General features: G+C 69.7%; 15 protein-coding genes. 7 read left to right on the forward strand and 8 right to left on the reverse strand.

The annotated features are described in order from the left end of the window. Positions 1-122: 122 nt before the first annotated feature. Complete coding sequence (locus tag F1D61_RS15155; RefSeq protein WP_203158718.1) at positions 123-1,382, reverse strand: ABC transporter substrate-binding protein; 1,260 nt, start codon at positions 1,380-1,382, stop codon at positions 123-125. A 236-nt stretch (positions 1,383-1,618) separates the two neighbouring features. Here F1D61_RS15155 and secA point away from each other — a divergent pair, with 236 nt between their 5' ends. Next, on the forward strand, positions 1,619-4,489 hold the full coding sequence (gene secA / locus F1D61_RS15160; protein WP_203158719.1) for a preprotein translocase subunit SecA: 2,871 nt from the start codon (positions 1,619-1,621) through the stop codon (positions 4,487-4,489). 287 nt (positions 4,490-4,776) lie between these two features. On the opposite strand, the gene F1D61_RS15165 is transcribed toward secA, so the two are convergent. From F1D61_RS15165 to paaG, 4 genes are all read right to left on the reverse strand, one after another. Further along, positions 4,777-5,403 (reverse strand): TetR/AcrR family transcriptional regulator, encoded by a 627-nt coding sequence (locus F1D61_RS15165; RefSeq protein WP_203158720.1) that lies wholly within the window; start codon positions 5,401-5,403, stop codon positions 4,777-4,779. A 22-nt stretch (positions 5,404-5,425) separates the two neighbouring features. Beyond that, on the reverse strand, positions 5,426-6,763 hold the full coding sequence (paaK, locus tag F1D61_RS15170; RefSeq protein ID WP_203158721.1) for a phenylacetate--CoA ligase PaaK: 1,338 nt from the start codon (positions 6,761-6,763) through the stop codon (positions 5,426-5,428). A 231-nt stretch (positions 6,764-6,994) separates the two neighbouring features. Next, entirely contained in the window at positions 6,995-7,402 is a 408-nt protein-coding gene (paaI, locus tag F1D61_RS15175) for a hydroxyphenylacetyl-CoA thioesterase PaaI (protein ID WP_203159092.1), read from the reverse strand. Between the two features lie 50 nt (positions 7,403-7,452). Beyond that, positions 7,453-8,256: a 2-(1,2-epoxy-1,2-dihydrophenyl)acetyl-CoA isomerase PaaG gene (gene paaG, locus F1D61_RS15180; protein WP_203158722.1), complete on the reverse strand. Its 804-nt coding sequence runs from the start codon at positions 8,254-8,256 to the stop codon at positions 7,453-7,455. A gap of 236 nt (positions 8,257-8,492) precedes the next feature. Here paaG and F1D61_RS15185 point away from each other — a divergent pair, with 236 nt between their 5' ends. The 4 genes from F1D61_RS15185 to F1D61_RS15200 all read left to right on the forward strand — a co-directional run bounded on the left by F1D61_RS15185 (position 8,493) and on the right by F1D61_RS15200 (position 13,545). Continuing rightward, positions 8,493-9,650 (forward strand): ABC transporter substrate-binding protein, encoded by a 1,158-nt coding sequence (locus F1D61_RS15185; protein WP_203158723.1) that lies wholly within the window; start codon positions 8,493-8,495, stop codon positions 9,648-9,650. Positions 9,651-9,975: 325 nt separating this feature from the next. After that, complete coding sequence (locus F1D61_RS15190; protein ID WP_203158724.1) at positions 9,976-11,013, forward strand: branched-chain amino acid ABC transporter permease; 1,038 nt, start codon at positions 9,976-9,978, stop codon at positions 11,011-11,013. 1 nt (position 11,014) lies between these two features. Continuing rightward, on the forward strand, positions 11,015-12,793 hold the full coding sequence (locus F1D61_RS15195) for a branched-chain amino acid ABC transporter ATP-binding protein/permease (RefSeq protein ID WP_203158725.1): 1,779 nt from the start codon (positions 11,015-11,017) through the stop codon (positions 12,791-12,793). Next, complete coding sequence (locus F1D61_RS15200; protein WP_203158726.1) at positions 12,790-13,545, forward strand: ABC transporter ATP-binding protein; 756 nt, start codon at positions 12,790-12,792, stop codon at positions 13,543-13,545. Before F1D61_RS15195 ends, F1D61_RS15200 begins: the two co-directional genes overlap by 4 nt. 229 nt (positions 13,546-13,774) lie before the next feature. On the opposite strand, the gene F1D61_RS15205 is transcribed toward F1D61_RS15200, so the two are convergent. After that, on the reverse strand, positions 13,775-16,030 hold the full coding sequence (locus tag F1D61_RS15205; RefSeq protein WP_203158727.1) for a ComEC/Rec2 family competence protein: 2,256 nt from the start codon (positions 16,028-16,030) through the stop codon (positions 13,775-13,777). 197 nt (positions 16,031-16,227) lie between these two features. Between F1D61_RS15205 and gltX the strand changes: the two genes are divergently transcribed. Together gltX and gltA are read left to right on the forward strand one after the other, a co-directional pair. Next, a complete protein-coding gene (gene gltX, locus F1D61_RS15210; protein WP_203158728.1) occupies positions 16,228-17,646 on the forward strand; it encodes a glutamate--tRNA ligase in 1,419 nt (472 codons plus the stop codon). Positions 17,647-17,876: 230 nt separating this feature from the next. Further along, positions 17,877-19,169, forward strand: a complete 1,293-nt coding sequence (gene gltA, locus F1D61_RS15215; RefSeq protein ID WP_203158729.1) for a citrate synthase — start codon at positions 17,877-17,879, stop codon at positions 19,167-19,169. A gap of 887 nt (positions 19,170-20,056) precedes the next feature. Here the strand turns inward: gltA and F1D61_RS15220 are convergent. Together F1D61_RS15220 and F1D61_RS15225 are read right to left on the reverse strand one after the other, a co-directional pair. Continuing rightward, entirely contained in the window at positions 20,057-21,094 is a 1,038-nt protein-coding gene (locus tag F1D61_RS15220; protein WP_203158730.1) for a sensor histidine kinase, read from the reverse strand. Next, complete coding sequence (locus tag F1D61_RS15225; protein ID WP_064503883.1) at positions 21,091-21,504, reverse strand: response regulator; 414 nt, start codon at positions 21,502-21,504, stop codon at positions 21,091-21,093. The genes F1D61_RS15220 and F1D61_RS15225 overlap by 4 nt, the downstream gene beginning before the upstream one ends. Between the last annotated feature and the right edge of the window lie 178 nt (positions 21,505-21,682).

The raw sequence follows: 21,682 nt of genomic DNA on the forward strand, positions 1-21,682 counted from the left end.
TGGAGCGGACAACGTTTCGCTGCTTCCTGCACCTCTCGCGGCTCTGGATCCCGGGCTCTCGCCTTCGGCGAGCCCCGGGATGACCCTGTGAAGCGGAATTGCCGCTGCTGAAATATCGACGTTTACTGCGTCAGCGGGCACCCGCTCGCCTTGGCCGACAGGAACGCCTTGTCGCCCGGAATCGTCGCCAGCAGCTTGTAGTAGTCCCATGGCGCCTTCGACTCGGCCGGCGACTTGACCTGGAACAGGTACATGTCGTGGACCATGCGGCCGTTGGCCTGCACCGTGCCGCCGCGGCCGAAGAAGTCGTCGACCTTCAGCTCGCGCATCTTGGCCGCCACCGCGTCGGTGTCGTCGGTGCCCGCGGCCTTCACGGCCTTCAGGTAGTGCAGCACCGAGGAATAGGTGCCGGCCTGGATCATGTTCGGCATCTTTCCGGTCTTGGCCATGAACCGCTTGGCAAAGCCCCGGGCCTGGTCGTCGAGGTCCCAGTAATAGCCCTCGGTCAGCACGATGCCCTGCGCCGCCTTGAGGCCGAGGCCGTGGACCTCGGAGAGCGTGAACAGCAGGGCCGCGAGGCGCTGGCCGCCCTGGACGATCCCGAATTCCGCCGCCTGCTTGATCGCGTTCGCGGTGTCGAGGCCGGCATTGGCGAGCCCGATGATCTTGGCGCCCGATCCTTGCGCCTGGAGCAGGAACGAGGAGAAGTCCGGGGCGCTCAAGGGATGGCGCACCGCGCCCACCACCTTGCCGCCCTTCTGGGTGACGTATTGCGTCACGTCGGCCTGAAGCGCCGAGCCGAAGGCGTAGTCGGCGGTGAGGAAGAACCAGGTGTCCCCGCCGGTCTCGACCAGCGAGCCGCCGGTGCCGACCGCGAGCGCATGGGTGTCGTAGGCCCAGTGGAAGCCGTACGGCGTGCATTGCTTGCCGGTGAGATCGGACGTGGCGGCCCCGTCCACGATGGTGATCTTGCGCTTCTCCTTCGAGAGGCCCTGCACCGCGAGCGCCACCGACGAGGTGGTCAGCTCCATGATCGCGTCGACCTTGTCGGTGTCGTACCACTGCCGGGCGATGTTGGAGGCGATGTCCGGCTTGTTCTGGTGGTCGGCGTCGACGATCTGCACCGGCACGTCGAGGACCTTGCCCCCGAAATCCTCGACCGCCATCCTGGCCGCCTCGACCGAACCGCGGCCGCCGAAATCGGCGTAGACGCCGGACTGGTCGTTGAGGATGCCGATCTTCACCACGCCGTCGGAGACGCCCTTCTGCCCTGCATTCTGCGCCTGCGCGGCAGGGGCGAAAGCCAGCCCCGCGGCGAGCGCGAAGGAAAGGCCGGCGGCGAGGGCGGTGGTGCGGGCGAGCGCCCGGCTCAAGCGTGTCATGGTGTTCCTCCCCGGCCGACGTTGCGGCCGCATCCCTGGTACCTGTACCAAATGGCAGGTAGGGCGGTGCCGGCGCGGGAATCAAGCGGCGTTCCGGCCCTGCGCCCCCCGTCTTTCGCAGCACGGCCAAGTTGGTCCGCGGCGACCGCTGCCTTTTGGGTGCACGGCTCCCTATATGGGCCTATAAGGCGCCCGCGGCGCGCGCCACTACCGTTACGATCGATCGCAGGTTCACGATGCTGGGTTCCCTTGCCAAGAAGATCTTCGGGTCGTCCAACGACCGCCGGGTGAAGGGATACCGACCCCGCGTCCAGGCCATCAACGCCCTCGAGCCCGAGCTGGCGGCCCTGTCCGACGAGGCTCTGCGCGCCCGCACCGACATGCTGAAGGCCGAGCTCGCCGCCGGCAAGACGCTCGACGACATCCTGGTCCCGGCCTTCGCCACGGTGCGCGAGGCGGCCAAGCGCGTGCTCGGCCAGCGCCACTTCGACGTTCAGATGATCGGCGGCATGGTGCTGCACGAGAGCGGCATCGCCGAGATGAAGACCGGCGAGGGCAAGACCCTGGTGGCGACGCTCGCCACCTATCTCAACGCCCTGTCGGGCAAGGGCGTCCACGTCGTCACCGTCAACGACTACCTCGCCCGTCGCGACGCGGAATGGATGGGCCGGGTCTACCGCTTCCTCGGGCTGACCACCGGCATCATCGTCCACGGGCTGGACGATGCGGAGCGCAAGGCGGCGTACGCCTGCGACATCACCTACGGCACCAACAATGAGTACGGCTTCGACTATCTTCGCGACAACATGAAGTACGAGCTGGGCCAGATGGTCCAGCGCGGCCACAACTTCGCGATTGTCGACGAGGTCGATTCGATTCTGATCGACGAGGCGCGCACGCCGCTGATCATCTCCGGTCCGATCGACGACCGCTCCGACCTCTACACCGCCATCGACGCGGTGATGCCGCGCCTGGTGCGCGAGGATTACGACCTCGACGAGAAGCAGCGCACCGTCTCGCTGACCGAGGCCGGCAACGAGCACATCGAGGAGTTGCTGCGCGAGGCCGGCATCCTCAAGGAGGGCGACCTCTACGACGCCCACAACGTGACGCTGGTCCACCACGTCAACCAGGCGCTTCGCGCCCACACCCTGTTCACCCGCGACAAGGACTACATCGTCCGCAACGACGAGGTGGTGATCATCGACGAGTTCACCGGCCGCATGATGCCCGGCCGGCGCTACTCGGAAGGGCTGCACCAGGCGCTGGAGGCCAAGGAGCGGGTCGAGATCCAGCCCGAGAACCAGACGCTGGCCTCGATCACCTTCCAGAACTACTTCCGCCTCTACAAGCATCTCGCCGGCATGACCGGCACCGCCTCGACCGAGGCGGACGAGTTCCACGAGATCTACAACCTCGAAGTGGTCGAGATCCCGACCAACAAGGAGGTCGAGCGCGTCGACGAGGACGACGAGGTCTACCGCACCGTCGACGAGAAATACGCCGCGATCATCAAGGAGATCGACAAGGCGCATGCCCGGCTGCAGCCGGTGCTGGTCGGCACCGGCTCGATCGAGCGCTCCGAGCACATCGCCGGCCTGCTGGTGAAGCACGGCTACACCCCGCTCGACTACAGCGACCCGTCGGCGCTGGAGGACGTGTATGCGGCGGCGCGCGAGGGCCGGGTGACCAAGCGCTTCGCGGTGCTGAACGCCCGCTTCCACGAGCAGGAAGCCTACATCGTGGCCGAGGCGGGCGTGCCCGGCGCGATCACCATCGCCACCAACATGGCCGGCCGCGGCACCGACATCAAGCTCGGCGGCAACCTCGACATGCGCATCGAGCAGGAGCTCGCCAACGTCCCCGAGGGGCCGGAGCGCGACGCCCGCATCGCGACCCTGAAGGCCGAGATCGACCAGAACCGCGCTAAGGTGCTGGCCTCCGGCGAGCCCGCCGACCCGGCCGCCGGCCGCAAGACGGCGCTGCCCGGCGGCCTCTACATCGTCGGCACCGAGCGCAACGAGAGCCGGCGCATCGACAACCAGCTGCGCGGCCGCTCCGGCCGCCAGGGCGATCCCGGCCGCTCGAAGTTCTACCTCTCGCTTCAGGACGACCTGATGCGGATCTTCGGCTCCGACCGCATGGACGGGATGCTCCAGCGCCTCGGGCTCGAGGAAGGCGAGGCGATCATCCATCCCTGGATCAACAAGGCGATCGCCAAGGCGCAGCAGAAGGTCGAAGCCCGCAACTTCGACATGCGCAAGAACGTGCTCAAGTACGACAACGTCATGAACGACCAGCGCAAGGTCGTGTTCGAGCAGCGCCGCGAGTTCATGGCGCAGGACAGCGTGCGCGAGACCGTCGACGAGATGCGCCAGGGCGTGATCGACGACATCGTGGCGCGCCACGTGCCGGAGGATGCCTATCCGGAGCAGTGGGACATCGCGGGCTTGCGCGAGAGCGTGACCCGCGACCTCAACCTCGACCTGCCGGTCGAGGATTGGGCGAAGGAGGAGGGCATCGCCGACGAGGAGATCCGCGAGCGCCTGCACAAGGCCGCCGACGAGTCCTACGCCGAGCGCACCGCCCGCAACACGCCCGAGGTGATGGCCTATGTCGAGAAGCAGGTCCTGCTCCAGAGCCTCGACCACCTCTGGCGCGAGCACCTCGTCACCCTCGATCACCTGCGCCAGGTGATCGGCTGGCGCGGCATCGCCCAGCGCGATCCGCTCAACGAGTACAAGTCCGAGGCGTTCGACCTGTTCAACAGCCTGGTGGGCAGCTTGCGCGAGCAGGTGACCGGCCAGCTGATGCGGGTCGAGATCATGTACCAGGAGCCGGAGCAGCCGAGCCTGCCGCCGATGTTCCCCCAGCACCTCGACCCGGTGACCGGCGAGAACGAGTTCGCCTTCGCGGAGGGCCCGGCGGGCGGCGGCGGCGGCGCCTACGAATATGCCGGCCAGGCGCTCGCTGCCGACGGGTCGGTGCTGGAGCGCAACCCCGACGACGAGACGACCTGGGGCCGGGTCGGCCGCAACGAGCCCTGCCCCTGCGGCTCGGGCAAGAAGTACAAGCACTGCCACGGGCGGTTCGCCGCGGAGGTGTGATCGTCCGCTCGCAAATGAACCCTCCCCCTCTGCGGGGGGGACGCCCGGGGAAAAGAATGGCGCGCCTCCCCTCTCCCGTGTGGGAGAGGGGCCGGGGGTGAGGGTGACACGCTTCCGTGTAAAGCCGTAACCGCTGTGCTGGCAGCGGGACGGTTCAGTATCACTCTGAAGCGTGTCACCCTCACCCCTACCCCTCTCCCACACGGGAGAGGGGATCCCGCGCTTGATTTTGAGCGGGATTTTTCCCGGGCAGCCCTGCGCAGAGGGGGGAGGGTTACGGGCGAGCCTCACCCCGCCACCCGCGCCTCCGGCATCGGTTCCCCCGCAATCCCCCGCGCCCCCTCGGCGATCAGCCGGGTGACGAGATCGGCGTAATCCGCCCGCGTCAGCCCGGCGCCGGGCTTGAACCAGAGATAGTGCCAGTTCACCATCCCGAAGAACGACATGGTCACGGGCTTGAGCAAGGGCGTCCCGGCGAGGTGCGGCGCCACCCCGGCGATGGCCTCGGAAAACAGCCGCACCAATTCGCGCTCGCTCGCCTTCAGCTCCGCCTGCCGCTCGGGCGCAAGCAGGCCCAAATGGTTGATCTGCACCTTGTGCTGCGCGTCGGCATCCCGGTAGGCCTCGAGCAGCGCCTCGGCGAGGCTGCGCAGGCGCGGCTCGGGCGCGAGGCCGGGGCGGTCGGCGGCCTCGACGGCCTCCAGCAGCTCCTCCAGGTGCAGCCGGATCACGTCGAACAGGATCTCGTCCTTGTCGCGATAATAGTGGTACAGATTCGCCTTCGAGACGCCGCAGGCCTCGGCGATCCGGCTCATCGAAGCGCGGTCGTAGCCGTGGGCGGCAAAGAGTTCGGCCGAGCGATCGAGGATCGCCCGGCGCTTGTCGTCGTAGTCGCTGGCGCGGGTGCGGGCCATGGGGTCTCGTCGCTGATGATCTTCACTGGTCTCGCGGACGCTGGTCGATGACCCGGCGGGCCTTGCCGAGCGAGCGCTCGATGCCGCCCGGGGGCAGCACCTCGACCGTCGTGGTGACGCCGATCGTGTCCTTGACCGCCTGGCACAGCCGGTCGGCCGCCGCCTCGCGCACATCCGCGACGTCGGCCTCCGGCCGCGCCTCGACGCGGATGGTCATGGTGTCCATCCGGCCGTCGCGGGCCAGCACCACCTGATAATGCGCCGACAGGGCCGGGATCGTCAGGATCTTCTCCTCGATCTGGCTCGGGAAGACGTTGACGCCGCGCACGATCATCATGTCGTCGGAGCGGCCGGTGATCTTCTCCATCCGGCGCATCGCCCGGGCGGTGCCGGGGAGCAGCCGGGTCAGGTCGCGGGTGCGGTAGCGGATCACCGGCATCGCCTGCTTGGTGAGCGAGGTGAAGACCAGCTCCCCCTCCTCCCCGTCCGGCAGGACCGCGCCGGTCCGCGGATCGACGATCTCCGGGTAGAAGTGATCCTCCCAGATGTGCAGGCCGTCCTTGGTCTCGACGCACTCGCTCGCGACCCCGGGCCCCATCACCTCGGACAGGCCGTAGATGTCGACGGCGTGGAGGTCGAACGCCTCCTCGATCTCCTGGCGCATCGCGTTGGTCCAGGGCTCGGCCCCGAAGATGCCGACCTTGAGCGAGGAGGCCCGCGGGTCGAGCCCCTGGCGGCGGAACTCGTCGAGGATCGCCAGCATGTAGGACGGCGTCACCATGATGATGTCGGGCCGGAAATCCTGGATCAGCTGGACTTGGCGCTCGGTCATGCCGCCCGACATCGGGATCACCGTGCAGCCGAGGCGCTCGGCGCCGTAATGGGCCCCGAGCCCCCCGGTGAACAGCCCGTAGCCGTAGGCGACATGGACCAGCATCCCGGGCCGCCCGCCGGCGGCGCGGATCGAGCGGGCCACCACGTCGGCCCAGGTGTCGATGTCGGCCTTGGTGTAGCCCACCACCGTCGGCTTGCCGGTGGTGCCGGACGAGGCGTGGATGCGCGCCACCTCCTCGCGCGGCACCGCGAACATCCCGAACGGATAATTCGCCCGCAGATCGGCCTTGGCGGTGAAGGGGAAGCGGGCGAGGTCGGGGAGATCCTGGAAGTCGCGCGGATGCACGCCGGCGGCGTCGAAGGCGGCGCGGTAATGCGGCACGTTGGCGTAGGCGTGGTGCAGGGTCTCGCCCAGCTTCTCGCGCTGCCAGGCGGCGAGCTCAGGCCTGGAGGCGGTCTCGAACCGGTCGAGCTCGGAGGCCTCCGGGACCATGCGGGTGAGCTTGCGGGGGGCGATCTGGAGCATGGCGTTTCTCCCTGACGTGTTTTTGACTGCTTGTTCGTGGTCACCGGAGGACCTGACACCCTCCGCGTCATCCCGGGGCCGCGAAAGCGGAGCCCGGGATCCAGAGCCGCAGGTGGAGCAGAACCGAGCGGAACGCTGTCGCTTAGTCCTGGACGCTCAGCGGTTCTGGATTCCGGGCTCCGCTTTCGCGGCCCCGGAATGACCCTGTGGGCTTCAGTTCGGTCAGCGGAATCAACCGGACGCCGATCCCCCCTCCCCCGCCCGCACCGTCCCCGGCACGGTCCGCGAGTGCCCGCGGAACTCCGCCACCACCTGACCCTCCGCATCCGTCACCGTCACGTCGGTGATGCCGGAGCGCCCCTCGCGCACCCGCTCCACCGCCCGCGCCGTCAGCACCTCGCCGCGTTGTCCGGGCCGCAGGAAGGTGACGGCACAATGCTGCGCCACCGCCCGCTGATCGTGCGCGTTGCACGCGAAGGCGAAGGCCGAATCGGCCAGCGCGAAGATGAAGCCGCCGTGGCACGAGCCGTGGCCGTTCACCATGTCGTCGCGCACCCGCATCGACAGCACCGCCTCGCCGGGCCCGACATGATCGAGGCGCATCCCGAGCCCCTGGCTCGCCCGGTCCTCGGCCCACATCGCCGCCGCGCAGGCGCGGGCGACCGCCTCGGGGCTCTCCTCCACCGGGCTCACCGCTTGCGCCCGGTGAAGCGGGCGGGGCGCTTCTCCAGGAAGGCGGCCACGCCCTCGCGGTAATCCGGCGAACGCCCGGCCTCGCCCTGCAACTCGCTCTCGACCTGGAGCTGCGCGTCGAGGTCGTTCGTCTCCGAGGCGTCCAGCGCACGGCGGATCAGGGCGAGGCCGTAGGTCGGCGCCTGGGCGAGCTGCGCGGCCAGCCGGTGGGCCTCGGCCATCAGGTCGGCATCGTCGATCACCCGCCAGATCATGCCCCAGGATTCCGCCTGCTCGGCGGTGATCGGCTCGGCGAGCAGCGCCATGCCGCGGGCCCGTGCCCGGCCGGCGAGGCGCGGCAAGAGCCAGGTGCCGCCGGCATCCGGGATCAGCCCGAGCTTGGCGAAGGCCTGGAGGAACTTGGCCGAGCGCGCGGCGAGCACGAGGTCGCCGTGGAAGGCGAGACTGGCGCCCGCCCCCGCGGCGACGCCGTTGACGGCGCAGATCAGCGGCATCGGCAGGTCGCGGATCTGGCGGACCAGCGGGTTGTAGAATTCCGCGAGGGTGCGGGAGAGGTCCGGCTCGACGTCGGGCGCGAAGTTGCGGGCCGAGAGATCCTGGCCGGCGCAGAAGCCGCGGCCGGCCCCGGTGAGAATCAGCGCCCGGCAATCCGGATCGGCGGCGGCATCGCTCAGAGCAGCGCGCAGGGCGAGGTGCAGCGGCTCGTTGAAGGCGTTGAGCCGGTCGGGCCGGTTGAGCAGCAGCACGCGGTAGCCGCCGTGGCGCTCCGTCAGCACCAGGGTCTCGCTCGTCTCGCTCATTCGGTCATGTCCTCCCCGTCCGCCATGTCGGGTTTCCCCGCCGGCGCGATCTATTGACCAACCGGACGGTAAATTATAAACCCCGGGGAGTGAAGTCAAACGCGGATGCCGTTAGCCGAACGCCAGGGTGGACGGCAGCCGCGCGGAACTGCAAAGCAACGATCCGCGCGCCCAACGAGGCGCGCGATGCCGGCGACCGGGCTCCAACCGGCGCGGCCCGAACGGGAGGATACACCATGAGGCGCATCGTCTGGGCGCTCGCCCTTGCCGGCACCGTTCTGGCCGGACCCGTGCTGGCGCAGCCGATCAAGATCGGCGTCACCATCGCCAAGACCGGCCCGGCGGCCTCGCTGGGCATCCCGCAGGCCAACACCGTGACGCTGCTGCCGACCGAGATCGGCGGCCAGAAGGTCGAGTGGATCGTCCTCGACGACGCCACCGACACCACCAAGGGCGTCGCCAACGCGCGCAAGCTGGCGAGCGACGATCACGTCGACGCCATCGTCGGCTCCTCGGTGACGCCGGTCTCGCTCGCCCTGATCGAGGTCGCGGCCGAGGCCAAGGTGCCGCTGATCAGCCTCGCCGCCTCCTCCAAGATCGTCGCCCCGATGGACGATAAGCGCCGCTGGGTGTTCAAGGCGCCGCAGAACGACGCGCTGATGGCCGAGGCGATCGCGGCGCACATGGCCAAGGCCGGCGTGAAGTCGGTCGGCTTCATCGGCTTCAACGACGCCTATGGCGACGGCTGGCTCGCCGAGATCACACCGCGGCTGGAGGCCAAGGGCATCAAGCTCGCCGCGACCGAGCGCTACGCCCGGACGGACACCAGCGTCACCGGCCAGGTGCTGAAGGTGATGGCGGCGCGTCCCGACGCGGTGCTGATCGCGGGTTCGGGCACGCCCGCGGCGCTGCCGCAGAAGACGCTCAAGGAGCGCGGCTACGCCGGCAAGTACTACCAGACCCACGGCGTCGCCAATGCCGACTTCCTGCGCGTCGGCGGCAAGGACCTGGAAGGCACGGTGCTGCCGGCCGGCCCCCTGCTGGTCGCCGAGCAACTCCCCGAATCGAACCCGGTGAGGAAGGTCGCCCTCGACTATACCAAGGCCTACGAGGCGAAGTTCGGCGCAGGTTCGCTCGCGACCTTCGGCGGCCACGCCTACGACGCCCAGGTACTGCTGGCGAACGCGATTCCCGTCGCCCTCAAGACCGCCAAGCCCGGCACGCCCGAGTTCCGTTCGGCGCTCCGCGACGCGATCGAGGGCCTGAAGGACGTCGTCTACACCAACGGCGTCGTCAACATGACCCCCACCGACCATGTCGGCCAGGACGACCGCGCCCGCGTGATGGTGACGATCGAGAACGGCAAGTGGAAGCTGTTGTCGGCGACGAATTGACGGGTGGGGCCACCGGCCCCGAAACCTCGGGCCGGGTTCCACTCCGTTGTCTCGGAATGGAGGCCGGTCCGAGAACCCTGTCCGACCGGTCGCGACGACATTGAAACCCACCGCGTCATCCCGGGGCCGCGAAGCGGAGCCCGGGATCCAGAACCGCAGGTGGGCGAGGACGAAGCGGAACGCTTTTCGCCTTGTTCTCATCCATCCGCGGTTCTGGATTCCGGGCTCCGCTGCGCGGCCCCGGAATGACGCGGAGGATATGACTTCGTCAGCGAGATTGAGCTGGCCCCACATACATCATTGAGACAGCCCCGAGTTCTCCTCCGTGGACGCCACGATCCTCCTTCTCCTCCTCCAGGACGGCGTCGTGAACGGCGCGATCTACGCGCTGATCGCCCTGTCGCTGGTCCTGGTCTTCACCGTCACCCGGGTGATCCTGATCCCGCAGGGCGAGTTCGTCGCCTACGGCGCGCTGACGCTGGCGAGCCTGGAGGCCGGCACCCTGCCGGGCACCGTGCCGCTGCTCCTCGGCCTCGGGTGCCTCGCCTTCCTGGCCGATTGCGCGGAGAGCCGCCACACCCTCGATCGCCGGACGCTCCTGCGCCTCGCGCTCCGGGACCTCGCGCTGCCGGCCGTCGTGGCCGCAGCCGCCTGGATCCTGGCGCCGATGAAGCCCGGCCTCCTGATCGAGATCCTGGTGACGCTCGCCATCGTGACGCCGATGGGCGGCTTCCTGCACGCGGTGGCGTTCCGGCCGCTGGCCCATGCCTCGGTGCTGGTGCTCCTGATCGCCTCGGTCGGCGTGCACCTGGCGCTGACGGGTCTCGGTCTCGTGTTCTTCGGCGCGGAAGGCTCGCGCACCCCGCCGCTGTCGGAGGCCTCGTTCCCGGCCGGGCCCCTGCTCGTCAGCGGGCAGTCGCTGTGGATGATCGGCCTGACGCTCGCGATCATCGTCGGCCTGTGGCTGTTCTTCTCGCGCACGCTGCTCGGCAAGGCGCTGATCGCCACCGCGGTCAACCGGCTCGGCGCCCGGCTGATGGGCATCGCGCCCTCGCTCGCCGGCCGGCTCAGCTTCTCGGTCGCGGCCTTCATCGGGGCGCTGTCGGGCGTGCTGATCGCGCCGCTGACCACGGTCTATTACGACACCGGCTTCCTCATCGGCCTCAAGGGCTTCGTCGCGGCGATCATCGGGGGGCTGGCGAGCTACCCGGCGGCGGCCGCCGCGGCGATTCTCGTCGGCATCATCGAATCCGTCGCCTCGTTCGAGGCCAGCGCCTTCAAGGAGGTGATCGTGTTCATGGCGATCATCCCGGTCCTGCTCTGGCGCTCCCTGCGCTCGGCCCCGATCGAGGACGAGGAGTAAGATGCCCGCCCGCCTCACGTCCTCCACTCTCCTGGCCGGCCTGACCGCGCTGGCCGTCGTGGCCCTGCCCGTCCTGCCCGGCGTGCCGCCGTTCTGGCTCACGCTGATGACCTATGCCGGCCTCTCGGCGATCGTGGTCACCGGCCTCGTGGTGCTCACCGGGGTCGCCGGCATCACCTCCTTCGGGCAGGCGATGTTCGTCGGCATCAGCGCCTACGCCACGGCCTTGCTGACCACGCAAGGGGGGCTCTCGCCCTGGCTGTCGCTGCCGGTGGCCCTGCTGCTGTCGGGCATCGCCGCCTGGGTGATCGGCGCCATTACCTTAAGGCTCTCGGGCCATTACCTGCCGCTCGGCACGATCGCCTGGAACATCTCGTTCTTCTACGTGCTCGGCAACACCGACATGCTCGGCCGCTACGACGGCCTGACCGGCCTGCCGCCGATCACGATCCTCGGCCACCCGGTCCTCGGCGGGGGCGAGGCGATGCTGCTGACCTGGGGGTTCCTCGGGATCTGCCTGTGGCTCACCCACCGCCTGCTGCGCTCGCGCACCGGCCGGGCGATCCGGGCGCTGAAGGGCGGGGTCGTGGCGGCCGAATCCTTCGGGGTCGACACCGCCCGGGTGAAGATCGTCGCCTTCGTCTATGCGGCGATGCTGGCGGCGCTCTCGGGCTGGCTCTATGCCCATATCCAGCGCGCCATCAACCCGACGCCGTTCGGCATCAACGCCGGCATCGAGTACCTGCTGATGGCGGTGATCGGCGGGGCCGGCTCGATCGGCGGCGGCGTGTTCGGCGCCGTGCTGGTGACGGTGCTGAAGGACCAGCTCCAGAACGTGCTGCCGCTGGTCTTCGGGGCGCAAGGCAACTTCGAGGCGATCGTGTTCGGGGTGCTGCTGGTGCTGATGCTCCAGCGCGCGCCCGAGGGCTTATGGCCGTTGATCGTGCGCCGCATGGTCTCGGGCCCGCCGGATCGCGGGCCGGCGGGCGCCCCCCTGGCGCCGCGCCCGGCCGCCGCCCCCGGCACGGCCCTGCTGGAGGCCGCCAACCTCAGAAAGACCTTCGGCGGCCTCGTCGCGGTCAACGACATCGGATTCAAGGTCGAGGCCGGCGAGGTGGTGGCGCTGATCGGGCCGAACGGGGCCGGCAAGAGCACCACCTTCAACCTCGTCACCGGGGTCGCGCGGCTGACCTCCGGGGCGGTCCGCCTCGGGGGCCGGGAAGTGACCGGCCTGCCGGCCCGGCGCATCGCCCGGCTCGGCTGCGCCCGCACCTTCCAGCACGTCAAGCTCGTCGCCGGCATGTCGGTGATCGAGAACGTGGCGCTCGGCGCCCACCTGCGCGGCTCCGCCGGCCCGGTCCGCGGCGCGCTCGGGCTCGATGCGGCCGAGGAAGCCGCGCTCTTCGCCGAGGCCGAGCGGCAGCTCGCCCGGGTCGGCCTGTCGGCCTGTCGCGACCTGCCGGCGGGCAGCCTGGCGCTCGGCCAGCAACGCATCGTCGAGATCGCCCGGGCGCTCTGCCTCGGGCCCCAGCTCCTCCTCCTCGACGAGCCGGCCGCCGGATTGCGCCACCAGGAGAAGCAGGCGTTGGCCGACCTACTGCGCCGCCTGCGCCAGGAGGGCCTCGGCATCCTGCTCGTCGAGCACGACATGGATTTCGTGATGGGGCTCGCCGACCGGCTGGTGGTGATGAATTTCGGCGCCAAGCTGTGCGAGGGCGCGCCCGCCACCGTGCGGCGCGACCCGGCGGTGGTCGAGGCCTATCTGGGGAGCGCCGCATGACGAAAGCCATGCTCGAAGCGGAGAACCTCTCCGTCGCCTACGGCAAGGTCGAGGCGGTGCGGGGCGTCTCGCTCGCCGTCGCGCCCGGTCGGCTCGTCACGGTGCTGGGCGCCAACGGCGCCGGCAAGACGACGCTGCTGAACGCCCTGATGGGGGTGCTGCCGGCCCGCGGCCGCATCCTGTTCGAGGGGCGCGACCTGACGCGGCTGCCCGTCGAGGCGCGGGTGGCGGAAGGCCTGAGCCTGATTCCCGAGCGCCGCGAGCTGTTCTCGACCATGACCGTCGAGGACAACCTGAAGCTCGGCGCCTTCCGGTTTCGCGGCAAAGGGGGCGGCGGCGACCTCGGCGAGATGTACCGGCTCTTCCCCCGCCTCGCCGAGCGCCGGCGCCAGCAGGCCGGCACGCTGTCGGGGGGCGAGCGCCAGATGCTCGCCATGGCCCGCGCCCTCATGGGCCGGCCGCGCCTCTTGATGCTCGACGAGCCGAGCCTCGGCCTCGCGCCGCTGATCGTCGCCGAGGTGATGCGCACGGTGGCGCGCCTGCGCGACGAGGGGGTGGCGATCCTCCTCGTCGAGCAGAATGCCCGCGCGGCGCTCCAGATCGCCGATCACGGCTACGTCCTCGATGGCGGCCGCGTCGTGCTCCAGGGCGACAGTCGCACGCTGCAGGGGGATGCCCGGGTGGTGGAGACCTATCTCGGCACGCTGGCGGTCGACGAGGCGCCGCAGGGGCGGGCCGCGTCGGGGCGTTGAAGACTTCTTCGATTGCACCAACAGATGGGAAACCCTCCGTGTCATTCCGGGGCCGCGCAGCGGAGCCCGGAATCCACAACCTCGGACGGTTGAGAATGGAGCGGAATGCTATTCGCTTCTTCCTGAACGAACTGAGTGTCTGGATTCCGGGCTCCGCTGCGCGGCCCCGGAATGACGAGGAGAGTGTCAGGATCATGGAGTAGATCAGACGGGCTCTGAGTCTATTGCCTCACGGTTCACCCTGCCCCTCCTCCGCCTCCCCCTCCGGTGCCGCCGGCGCCGGGCGAGGCGCCGGGGCCGGCACCGGCGCAACGGGCGGGGCCGGCGCCTGCACCGCGGGTGCCGGCCGCCACGGCCGCGTCTCCCCGGGCCGCTTGGCGGTCTCGACCACCACCCCCTCCGGCGTGAAGCGCAGCACCGTCGCCCCGTGGGCGGCGAGAAATATCCGGTCGAGGACGTGCGTGGCGGCGCAACCCGGCGGTGCCGCGAGGCGCGAGACCACCACGCTCGCCCGGGCGCAATCCTCCGGAAAGGCGCGCTTGTCGCGCACCAGGGCCACGCTGACGCCGCCCGGCCCGTGGCCGACGCAGCCGAGCTTGTCGCAGCGGGCGCCGGCGCTCAGCCCGGGTTCGTCGCGGGAGCGGCCGTCGCCGTCGGCCTTCAGCCATTGATCGAGCACGAAGGCGGGGGGCTTGCCCAGAACCACGAGCCGCCCGTCCGCCCCGCGCAGGGCCGCGCCGCCGCCCTCGCGGTCGACATAGAGGTCGGGGCGCACCGGCGAGGCCGCGAGCGCGATCCCGAGGAGGCCGGGAGCGAGGCCGAGCCAGCGCAAGCCGGAGACCGGCAGCACCAGGAGCAGCAGCGCCACCGTCATCAGCCCGAGCGCGCCCGGGCCGAAGGCCGGAAGAACCAGGGTGGCGCGGTCGAACCCCTCGATCCAGGTCGAGATGTCGATCATCCCGCGCACGGCCAAGCCCATCGTCCACCAGACCGGCCGGTCGAGGGCGAAGGGCGTGGCGAGGATGCCGAGCACGGCGGCCGGCATCACCACCAGCGAGACGAGCGGCAGGGTGAGCGCATTGCCGACGAGGCCGAAGGGCTGCACGGTCTGGAAGTGGTAGGTGGCGAAGGGCGCGGTGGCGACCTGCGCCACGAGGGTGGTGGCGAGCGTGCCGATCACCGTGGCGAGGCACCAGGCCAGCGCCCGGGTGACCGGCCCGGCCCCCTCCGGGTTCCACAGCCGCCCATCGATCAGCCGGGCGCAGGCGATGAGCCCGGCTACCGCCCCGAACGACATCTGGAAGCTCGGCCCCAGGAGACCCTCCGGCTCGCGGGTGAGCGAGATCAGGGCGGCCAGCGCCAGGTTGCGCAGGCTGAGCGCCGGCCGGTCGACCAGGATCGCGCCCAGCATCACCAGGGTCATCACCAGCGAGCGCTCGGCGGCGAGGTCCCAGCCCGAGAAGGCGCAGTAGCCGGTGACCCCGACCATCGCGAAGGCGGCGGCTAGCTTCTTGATCGGCCAGGACAAAGCCAGCCCCGGCGCCAGCGCGAGGAGCGCCCGCGCGAGCCAGAACACCACGCCGGCGGCCAGCACCATGTGTAATCCGGATATGGAGACGACGTGATAGATCCCGGCCGCCCGCAGGGCGTCGTTGGTCGGCTGGTCGATGAGGCCGCGCTTGCCGGTGACGAGCGCCGCCGCCACCGCCCCGGCCTGGCCCCCGTTCGATTCGGCGATGCGGCGGGTGAGCGCGTTGCGGGCCTCGTCGAGGCGCGCCGCGAGGCGCAGCGAGAGCGGCGCCGGCTCGGGCGGCGGCTTGACCGCGGCCTGGCCGAGGAGCGAGCCGACGGCGCCGATCCCGCGAAAGTACGCGTCGCGGGCGAAATCGTAGCCGCCCGGCCGGGCCGGCTCCGGCGGGGGCAGCAGCCGCGCCTTGGCCTCGATGTAGTCGCCGGGCTTGAGGCCGTCGGCGCGGCGATAGGAGACCCGCACCCGGGTCGGGCGCTCGGGCACCGCCATCTCGCCGAGCCGCATGACCCGCACCACCAGCCGCGCGCCCTCCTCGCGCTCCTCCAGCGCCTCGACGAAGCCGTGGAGCGGCGCGATCACCGTGCGGGCGAGCACCGGCGCGGCGACGCTCGTCGTGCGGGTGGCCGCGGCGGCGAAGCCCAGGAACACGAAGGCGGCGGCGAGCAGCAGGGCCGGCGCCACCGCCCGGGCCCGGAGCGCAAAGGCCGCCCCGGCGAGCGCGAGGCCGCAGCCGAACGGCGCGGGGAGAAAGACCGGGCCGTCGGCCAGGTTGAGGAACAGGAGCGCCCCGGCCCCGAAGGCGACCGCCAGCCAGGGGAACAGCCGGCGCTGCGCGGCCTCCGCGGCGAGATTGCCCGAGATCCAGCCGCCGAGGGCGGGGAGCAGCAGCACGGGGGCCGGCAGCGCGCGCAGGCCGCGCGCCACGACTCCCGTTCCTGCCCCCGGCCCCGCCATCTCCCGCCCCGGCCCGACGAGGCTCGCACAAAGAGGCTGCCGGCCCCGCGGCGACGCGAGAGGCCCGGACGACAGTTTCTTAACGGCTCGTCCCGCGCATGCTACAGGACCCGGCGCCGGCGGGTCGACTCACCCGGCCCTGCCCTAACGGCCCCGGCCACACCGTTTTTTTCGCTCTCACCCGGTTCTCGAAGCGCATGTCCTCCGTCGTCACCCGCTTTGCCCCGTCGCCCACGGGCTTCCTCCACATCGGCGGGGGTCGCACGGCGTTGTTCAACTGGCTCTATGCCCGCCGCCACGGCGGCCGGATGCTGCTGCGCATCGAGGATACCGACCGCGAGCGCTCGACGGACGCCGCCATCGAGGCGATCCTCGACGGGCTCAACTGGCTCGGCCTCGATTGGGACGGCGACGTGGTCTACCAGTTCGCCCGGGCGGGCCGGCACCGCGAGGTGGCCGAGGGGCTGCTCGCCGCAGGGCGGGCCTATCACTGCTACGCCACGCCCGAGGAGCTGACCGAGATGCGCGAGGCCGCCCGCCGCGAGGGCCGGCCGATCCGCTACGACGGCCGCTGGCGCGACCGCGACCCGTCCGAGGCGCCGGCCGGCGTCAAGCCGGTCATCCGGCTCCGGGCGCCGACCGAGGGCGAGACCGTGGTCGAGGATGCGGTGCAGGGCCGCGTGGTCTGGCAGAACAAGGATCTCGACGACCTCGTCCTGCTGCGCTCCGACGGCACGCCGACCTACATGCTGGCGGTGGTGGTGGACGACCACGACATGGGCGTGACCCATATCATCCGCGGCGACGACCACCTGACCAACGGCGCGCGCCAGACCCAGATCTACCAGGCGCTGGGCTGGGACGTGCCGAACATGTCGCACATCCCGCTGATCCACGGGCCGGACGGGGCCAAGCTCTCGAAGCGCCACGGCGCCCTCGGGGTCGATGCCTATCGCGACCTCGGCTACCTGCCGGTGGCCTTGCGCAACTACCTCGTGCGCCTCGGCTGGAGCCACGGCGACCAGGAGATCTTCTCCACCGAGGAGATGATCGCCGCCTTCGACCTCGCCCAGGTCGGGCGCTCGCCGGCCCGGTTCGACTTCGCCAAGCTCGAGAGCCTGAACGGGCACTACATCCGCTCCTCCACCGACGCGGCGCTGGTCGAAGCCATCGAGGCGATCCTGCCGACGCAAGGCGCACGCTGGGGCCTCTCGGCGCCGCTGGCGCCCGAGATCCGGCAGAAGTTCATCGCCGCGATGCCGGGGCTGAAGGAGCGGGCCAAGACCCTGATCGAGCTCGTCGACAGCGCCTATTACCTCTACGCGCCGCGCCCGCTCGCCCTCGACGAGAAGGCGACCGGGCTGCTGGGCAACGGCGGCCGCGAGCGGCTGGCCGGCGCGCTCACCCATCTCGAGGCGCTGACCGAGTGGTCCGCCACCTCGACCGAGGGTGCGGTGCGGCAATTCGCCGAGAGCGCCGGGGTCAAGCTCGGGCAGGTCGCCCAGCCCCTGCGGGCCGCGCTGACCGGCCGGACCACCTCGCCGCCGCTCTTCGACGTGATGGCGGTGCTCGGCCGCGAGGAGAGCCTGGAGCGCCTGCGCGAGCAGGCGGCCTGAGGAGATCCGAACCGATGCCCCCGCGAATCCACCCTCGCGGGGGCGATCCGAAGACCTCTGAACAGAAACTGAATTCTGTCACCCGGGCGGGGAGCCGTGGTTGATGCCGGTGCGTCGATCCGCTAACCCGGGCGGTGAGTGAGCACCCGCAGCAAAGTCGCCGCCTGCCCCGGGCGCCGCGGTCGAGGCGCCGACGCTCAGTCACGTTGATGGAAAGGGTCCGCAACCCCATGAGCCTCCCCACCAGCACCCTCACGGTGAACGGTCGCACGATCGAGTTGCCCACCAAGTCGGGCACGGTCGGCCCGGGTGTCGTCGACATCAGCAAGCTCTACGCGCAGACCGGCCAGTTCACCTACGACCCGGGCTTCACCTCGACGGCGTCCTGCGAATCCAAGATCACCTATATCGACGGTGACGAGGGCGTGCTGCTGTACCGGGGCTACCCGATCGAGCAGCTGGCCGAGCACGGCGACTTCCTCGAGACCTGCTACCTGCTGCTGTACGGCGAGCTGCCGACCGCGGCCCAGAAGGCCGATTTCGATTACCGCGTCACGCGCCACACCATGGTGCATGACCAGATGAACCGCTTCTTCCAGGGCTTCCGCCGCGACGCCCACCCGATGGCGGTGATGGTGGCCTGCGTCGGCGCGCTCTCGGCGTTCTACCACGACTCGACCGACATCACGGACGAGAAGCAGCGCATGGTCGCCTCCATGCGCATGATCGCCAAGATGCCGACGCTCGCGGCCATGGCCTACAAGTACTCGATCGGCCAGCCGTTCGTGTACCCGAAGAACGACCTCGACTACACCTCGAACTTCCTGCGGATGTGCTTCGCGGTACCGTGCGAGGAGTACCAGCCGAACCCCGTCCTGTCGCGGGCGCTCGACCGGATCTTCATCCTGCACGCCGACCACGAGCAGAACGCCTCGACCTCGACGGTGCGTCTGGCCGGCTCCTCGGGCGCCAATCCCTTCGCCTGTATCGCCGCCGGCATCGCCTGCCTGTGGGGACCGGCGCATGGCGGCGCCAACGAGGCGGCGCTGAAGATGCTGGCCGAGATCGGCACGCCTGAGCGCGTCGGCGAGTACGTCGCCAAGGCGAAGGACAAGAACGATCCCTTCCGCCTGATGGGCTTCGGTCACCGGGTCTACAAGAACTACGACCCGCGCGCCCGCATCATGCAGAAGACCACCCACGAGGTGCTGAGCGAGCTCGGCATCAAGGACGATCCGCTGCTCGACGTCGCGATGGAGCTGGAGCAGATCGCCCTCAAGGACGAGTACTTCATCGAGAAGAAGCTCTATCCGAACATCGACTTCTACTCGGGCATCACCCTCAAGGCGATGGGCTTCCCGACCTCGATGTTCACGGTGCTGTTCGCGCTCGCCCGCACCGTCGGCTGGATCAGCCAGTGGGCCGAGATGATCGAGGACCCGTCCCAGAAGATCGGCCGTCCGCGCCAGCTCTATACCGGCGCCCCGAAGCGCGACTACGTGACGACGGCCCAGCGCGGCTGAGCATTCATCATCGGGAATCGGGGACGGGCGGCACTTCGCGTGCCGCCCGTTTCCGTTTGGGCCTCGGACAGGCTCGAATGCGGATGACGACGCATCTCCCCTTCTGCCTCGCGAGTGCGGAGCCCGGAAGAGGAGGCACATCCGTGCGGGGACATCCGGGCCCCTATTCGCTGAGAGCCTGTTTGAGCAGCGTGATTTGACAAAAACTGAGAAAAATCAGGAGATATCCTACCCTTCCACCTCATCCTGAGGTGTTAGTCGATCGCAGATCGACTGACCTCGAAGGAGGGCTCCAGAAGCGTCTGCGATCCCTGGAGCCCTCCTTCGAGGCTCACTTCGTTCGCACCTCAGGATGAGGTTAGCGGGTAGGATGATCCCGTCCGCCTCAAATATTGGGTAAAAATCCTGCTCAAACAGGCTCTCAGAATGAGGTTGGACGATCAGATGATCCCGCCCCACTCAAATAATTATAGAAAATCTCGTTCGAACAGGCTCTGAGGTGTCAGCCGATTGAAAATCGGCTGACCTCGAAGGAGGGCTCCAGGGATCGCAGAGACTTCTGGAGCCCTCCTTCGAGGTCAGTCGATCTCTGATCGCCAACACCTCAGAATGAGGTGGAGGGATAGGCTATCCCATGATCCCTTTCAGTGATGGTCAGACCGATGCGCTCAAACAGGCTTTGAGGCACTTCCTCAGCAACGAAAAGGGTTCGCGCGCCGGAGCATTGTGCGACGAGGCGGATACCGGTCCGTCGCGGACGATGCGGCAGCGTCAAACGTCCGGAGGGCTTCGTGATTGCAGCGCGATCGCGAAGCGGCATGTCTTCGCGAAGCGACATGTCATGCCAAACGAAACCTCGACCGGATTTCGGCTCTGCCGAGGACCGATCACAACGCGATGTCAATACTCGCCGCCGTCCCGCGCTCAGCCTGCGCATAATCGATCTGCGCCCGCAGATTCGACGCCATGGCGCGGACGATGCGGGATCCCAGCCCGGTGCCGCGCGGGGTGCCGGCCCCCTGCCAGCCGACGCCGTCATCGGCGACCGTGAGGCGCAGGGTGTCGCCGTCGCGGCGGGCGGTGATGCGGATCTCGCCGGTGACACCCTCCGGATAGGCGTATTTGTAGGCGTTGGTGACGAGCTCGGTGACGATCACCCCGAGCGAGACCGCCTTGTCGGTCGCCACCTCGACGGAGACGGCATCCAGCAGCATGCGGTGGCGCTGGCCGGTGGCGTTCATCGCCCCGTCGAGATCCTCCACCAGGGTCGCCAGATAGGCGTCGACCGCCACCACCCGCACGTCGTCGGAGGTATAGAGCCGGCGGTGGATGCCGGCGATCGCGGTGATGCGGGTCTGGGTTTCCTCGAGGGCGGCGCGGGCGGCGGCGTCGGTGACGGCGTTGGCCTGCATCCGCACGAGCGCCGCCACCAGCGCGAGGCTGTTCGCGACCCGGTGGTTGACCTCGCGCAGGAGCAGTTCGGCCCGGTCGCGGGCCTCGCGCACCTCGGCCTCGGCCCGCTCCTTCTCGCGGCGGGTGCGGTCCTGGAGCACGGCGGTGGCCACCGCCTCGGCCAGCAACTCGCGAAAGTGCCCTTGCAGGTCCTTCCAGACATAGTCGACGGCGCCGGCCTTGAGCGCTGCCACGGCGACGCGGCTGTCCTCGGAGCCGGTGACGTAGATCACCGGCGGCGCCTCGGGCAGCGCGCGGATGCGCGGCAGGATCTCGAGGCCGGTCTCGTTCGGCATGTGGTGGTCGAGGGCGACCACGTCGAAGCGCTCCGCCGCCACCAGGGCGAGGCCGGTCTCGCCGTCGGCGGCGTGCGCCACCGTGCAGCCGCGGGCTGCCAGCGTGCGGGTCACCAGTCGCGCCAGCCCGGGATCGTCGTCGATGTAGAGCAGGCGGACCGGGTCGGTCACGGTCACGCGCTCTCCGGAACCTGCATCACCGAGAAGAACAGGCCGAGCTGGCGGATCGCGTTGGCGAAGCCCTCGTAGTTCACCGGCTTGGTGATGTAGACGTTGCAGCCGAGATCGTAGCAGCGCTGGATCTCGCGCTGGTCGTCGGTGGTGGTCAGGATCACGACGGGCGAGCGCCGCAGATGCGGGTTCGACTTGACCTTCTGCAGGATGTCGATGCCGGTCATGTCCGGCAGGTTGAGGTCGAGCAGGATCAGCAGCGGCCGGCCGGCATTGATCTCGCCGCTGCCGTCGGGCCCGAACAGGGCGGCGAGGGCGGAGGTCCCGTCCCGGAACGACTCGATGACGTTGTTCACGCCGGCCCGGCGGATGTTCCGCTCGATCAGCCGGGCATGGCCCTCGTCATCCTCGATCATCACGATGTGTACGGCCGGCACCTGGCGACTCCCCGTGGCGGAACCCGACCATGCCGGGACGCCCTTGACCTCATCACGAACACCGCGCCGACCGCGGTCGTGCGCGGGAGACATGCTCCCGTCATACTCTCTCTAGACCATTTCCCCGGCCGAGGGACACGCCGTCGGCGTAGAAAAA

The organism is Methylobacterium aquaticum (assembly GCF_016804325.1).
GTDB lineage: Bacteria > Pseudomonadota > Alphaproteobacteria > Rhizobiales > Beijerinckiaceae > Methylobacterium > Methylobacterium aquaticum_C.

What these genes read in the sequence shown, in the direction of transcription:
- F1D61_RS15155 (WP_203158718.1), bottom strand. Translation starts at nt 1,382, where the DNA reads ATGACACGCTTGAGCCGGGCGCTCGCCCGCACCACCGCCCTCGCCGCC.
- secA (WP_203158719.1), top strand. Translation starts at nt 1,619, where the DNA reads ATGCTGGGTTCCCTTGCCAAGAAGATCTTCGGGTCGTCCAACGACCGC.
- F1D61_RS15165 (WP_203158720.1), bottom strand. Translation starts at nt 5,403, where the DNA reads ATGGCCCGCACCCGCGCCAGCGACTACGACGACAAGCGCCGGGCGATC.
- paaK (WP_203158721.1), bottom strand. Translation starts at nt 6,763, where the DNA reads ATGCTCCAGATCGCCCCCCGCAAGCTCACCCGCATGGTCCCGGAGGCC.
- paaI (WP_203159092.1), bottom strand. Translation starts at nt 7,402, where the DNA reads ATGTGGGCCGAGGACCGGGCGAGCCAGGGGCTCGGGATGCGCCTCGAT.
- paaG (WP_203158722.1), bottom strand. Translation starts at nt 8,256, where the DNA reads ATGAGCGAGACGAGCGAGACCCTGGTGCTGACGGAGCGCCACGGCGGC.
- F1D61_RS15185 (WP_203158723.1), top strand. Translation starts at nt 8,493, where the DNA reads ATGAGGCGCATCGTCTGGGCGCTCGCCCTTGCCGGCACCGTTCTGGCC.
- F1D61_RS15195 (WP_203158725.1), top strand. Translation starts at nt 11,015, where the DNA reads ATGCCCGCCCGCCTCACGTCCTCCACTCTCCTGGCCGGCCTGACCGCG.
- F1D61_RS15200 (WP_203158726.1), top strand. Translation starts at nt 12,790, where the DNA reads ATGACGAAAGCCATGCTCGAAGCGGAGAACCTCTCCGTCGCCTACGGC.
- F1D61_RS15205 (WP_203158727.1), bottom strand. Translation starts at nt 16,030, where the DNA reads ATGGCGGGGCCGGGGGCAGGAACGGGAGTCGTGGCGCGCGGCCTGCGC.
- gltX (WP_203158728.1), top strand. Translation starts at nt 16,228, where the DNA reads ATGTCCTCCGTCGTCACCCGCTTTGCCCCGTCGCCCACGGGCTTCCTC.
- gltA (WP_203158729.1), top strand. Translation starts at nt 17,877, where the DNA reads ATGAGCCTCCCCACCAGCACCCTCACGGTGAACGGTCGCACGATCGAG.
- F1D61_RS15225 (WP_064503883.1), bottom strand. Translation starts at nt 21,504, where the DNA reads ATGATCGAGGATGACGAGGGCCATGCCCGGCTGATCGAGCGGAACATC.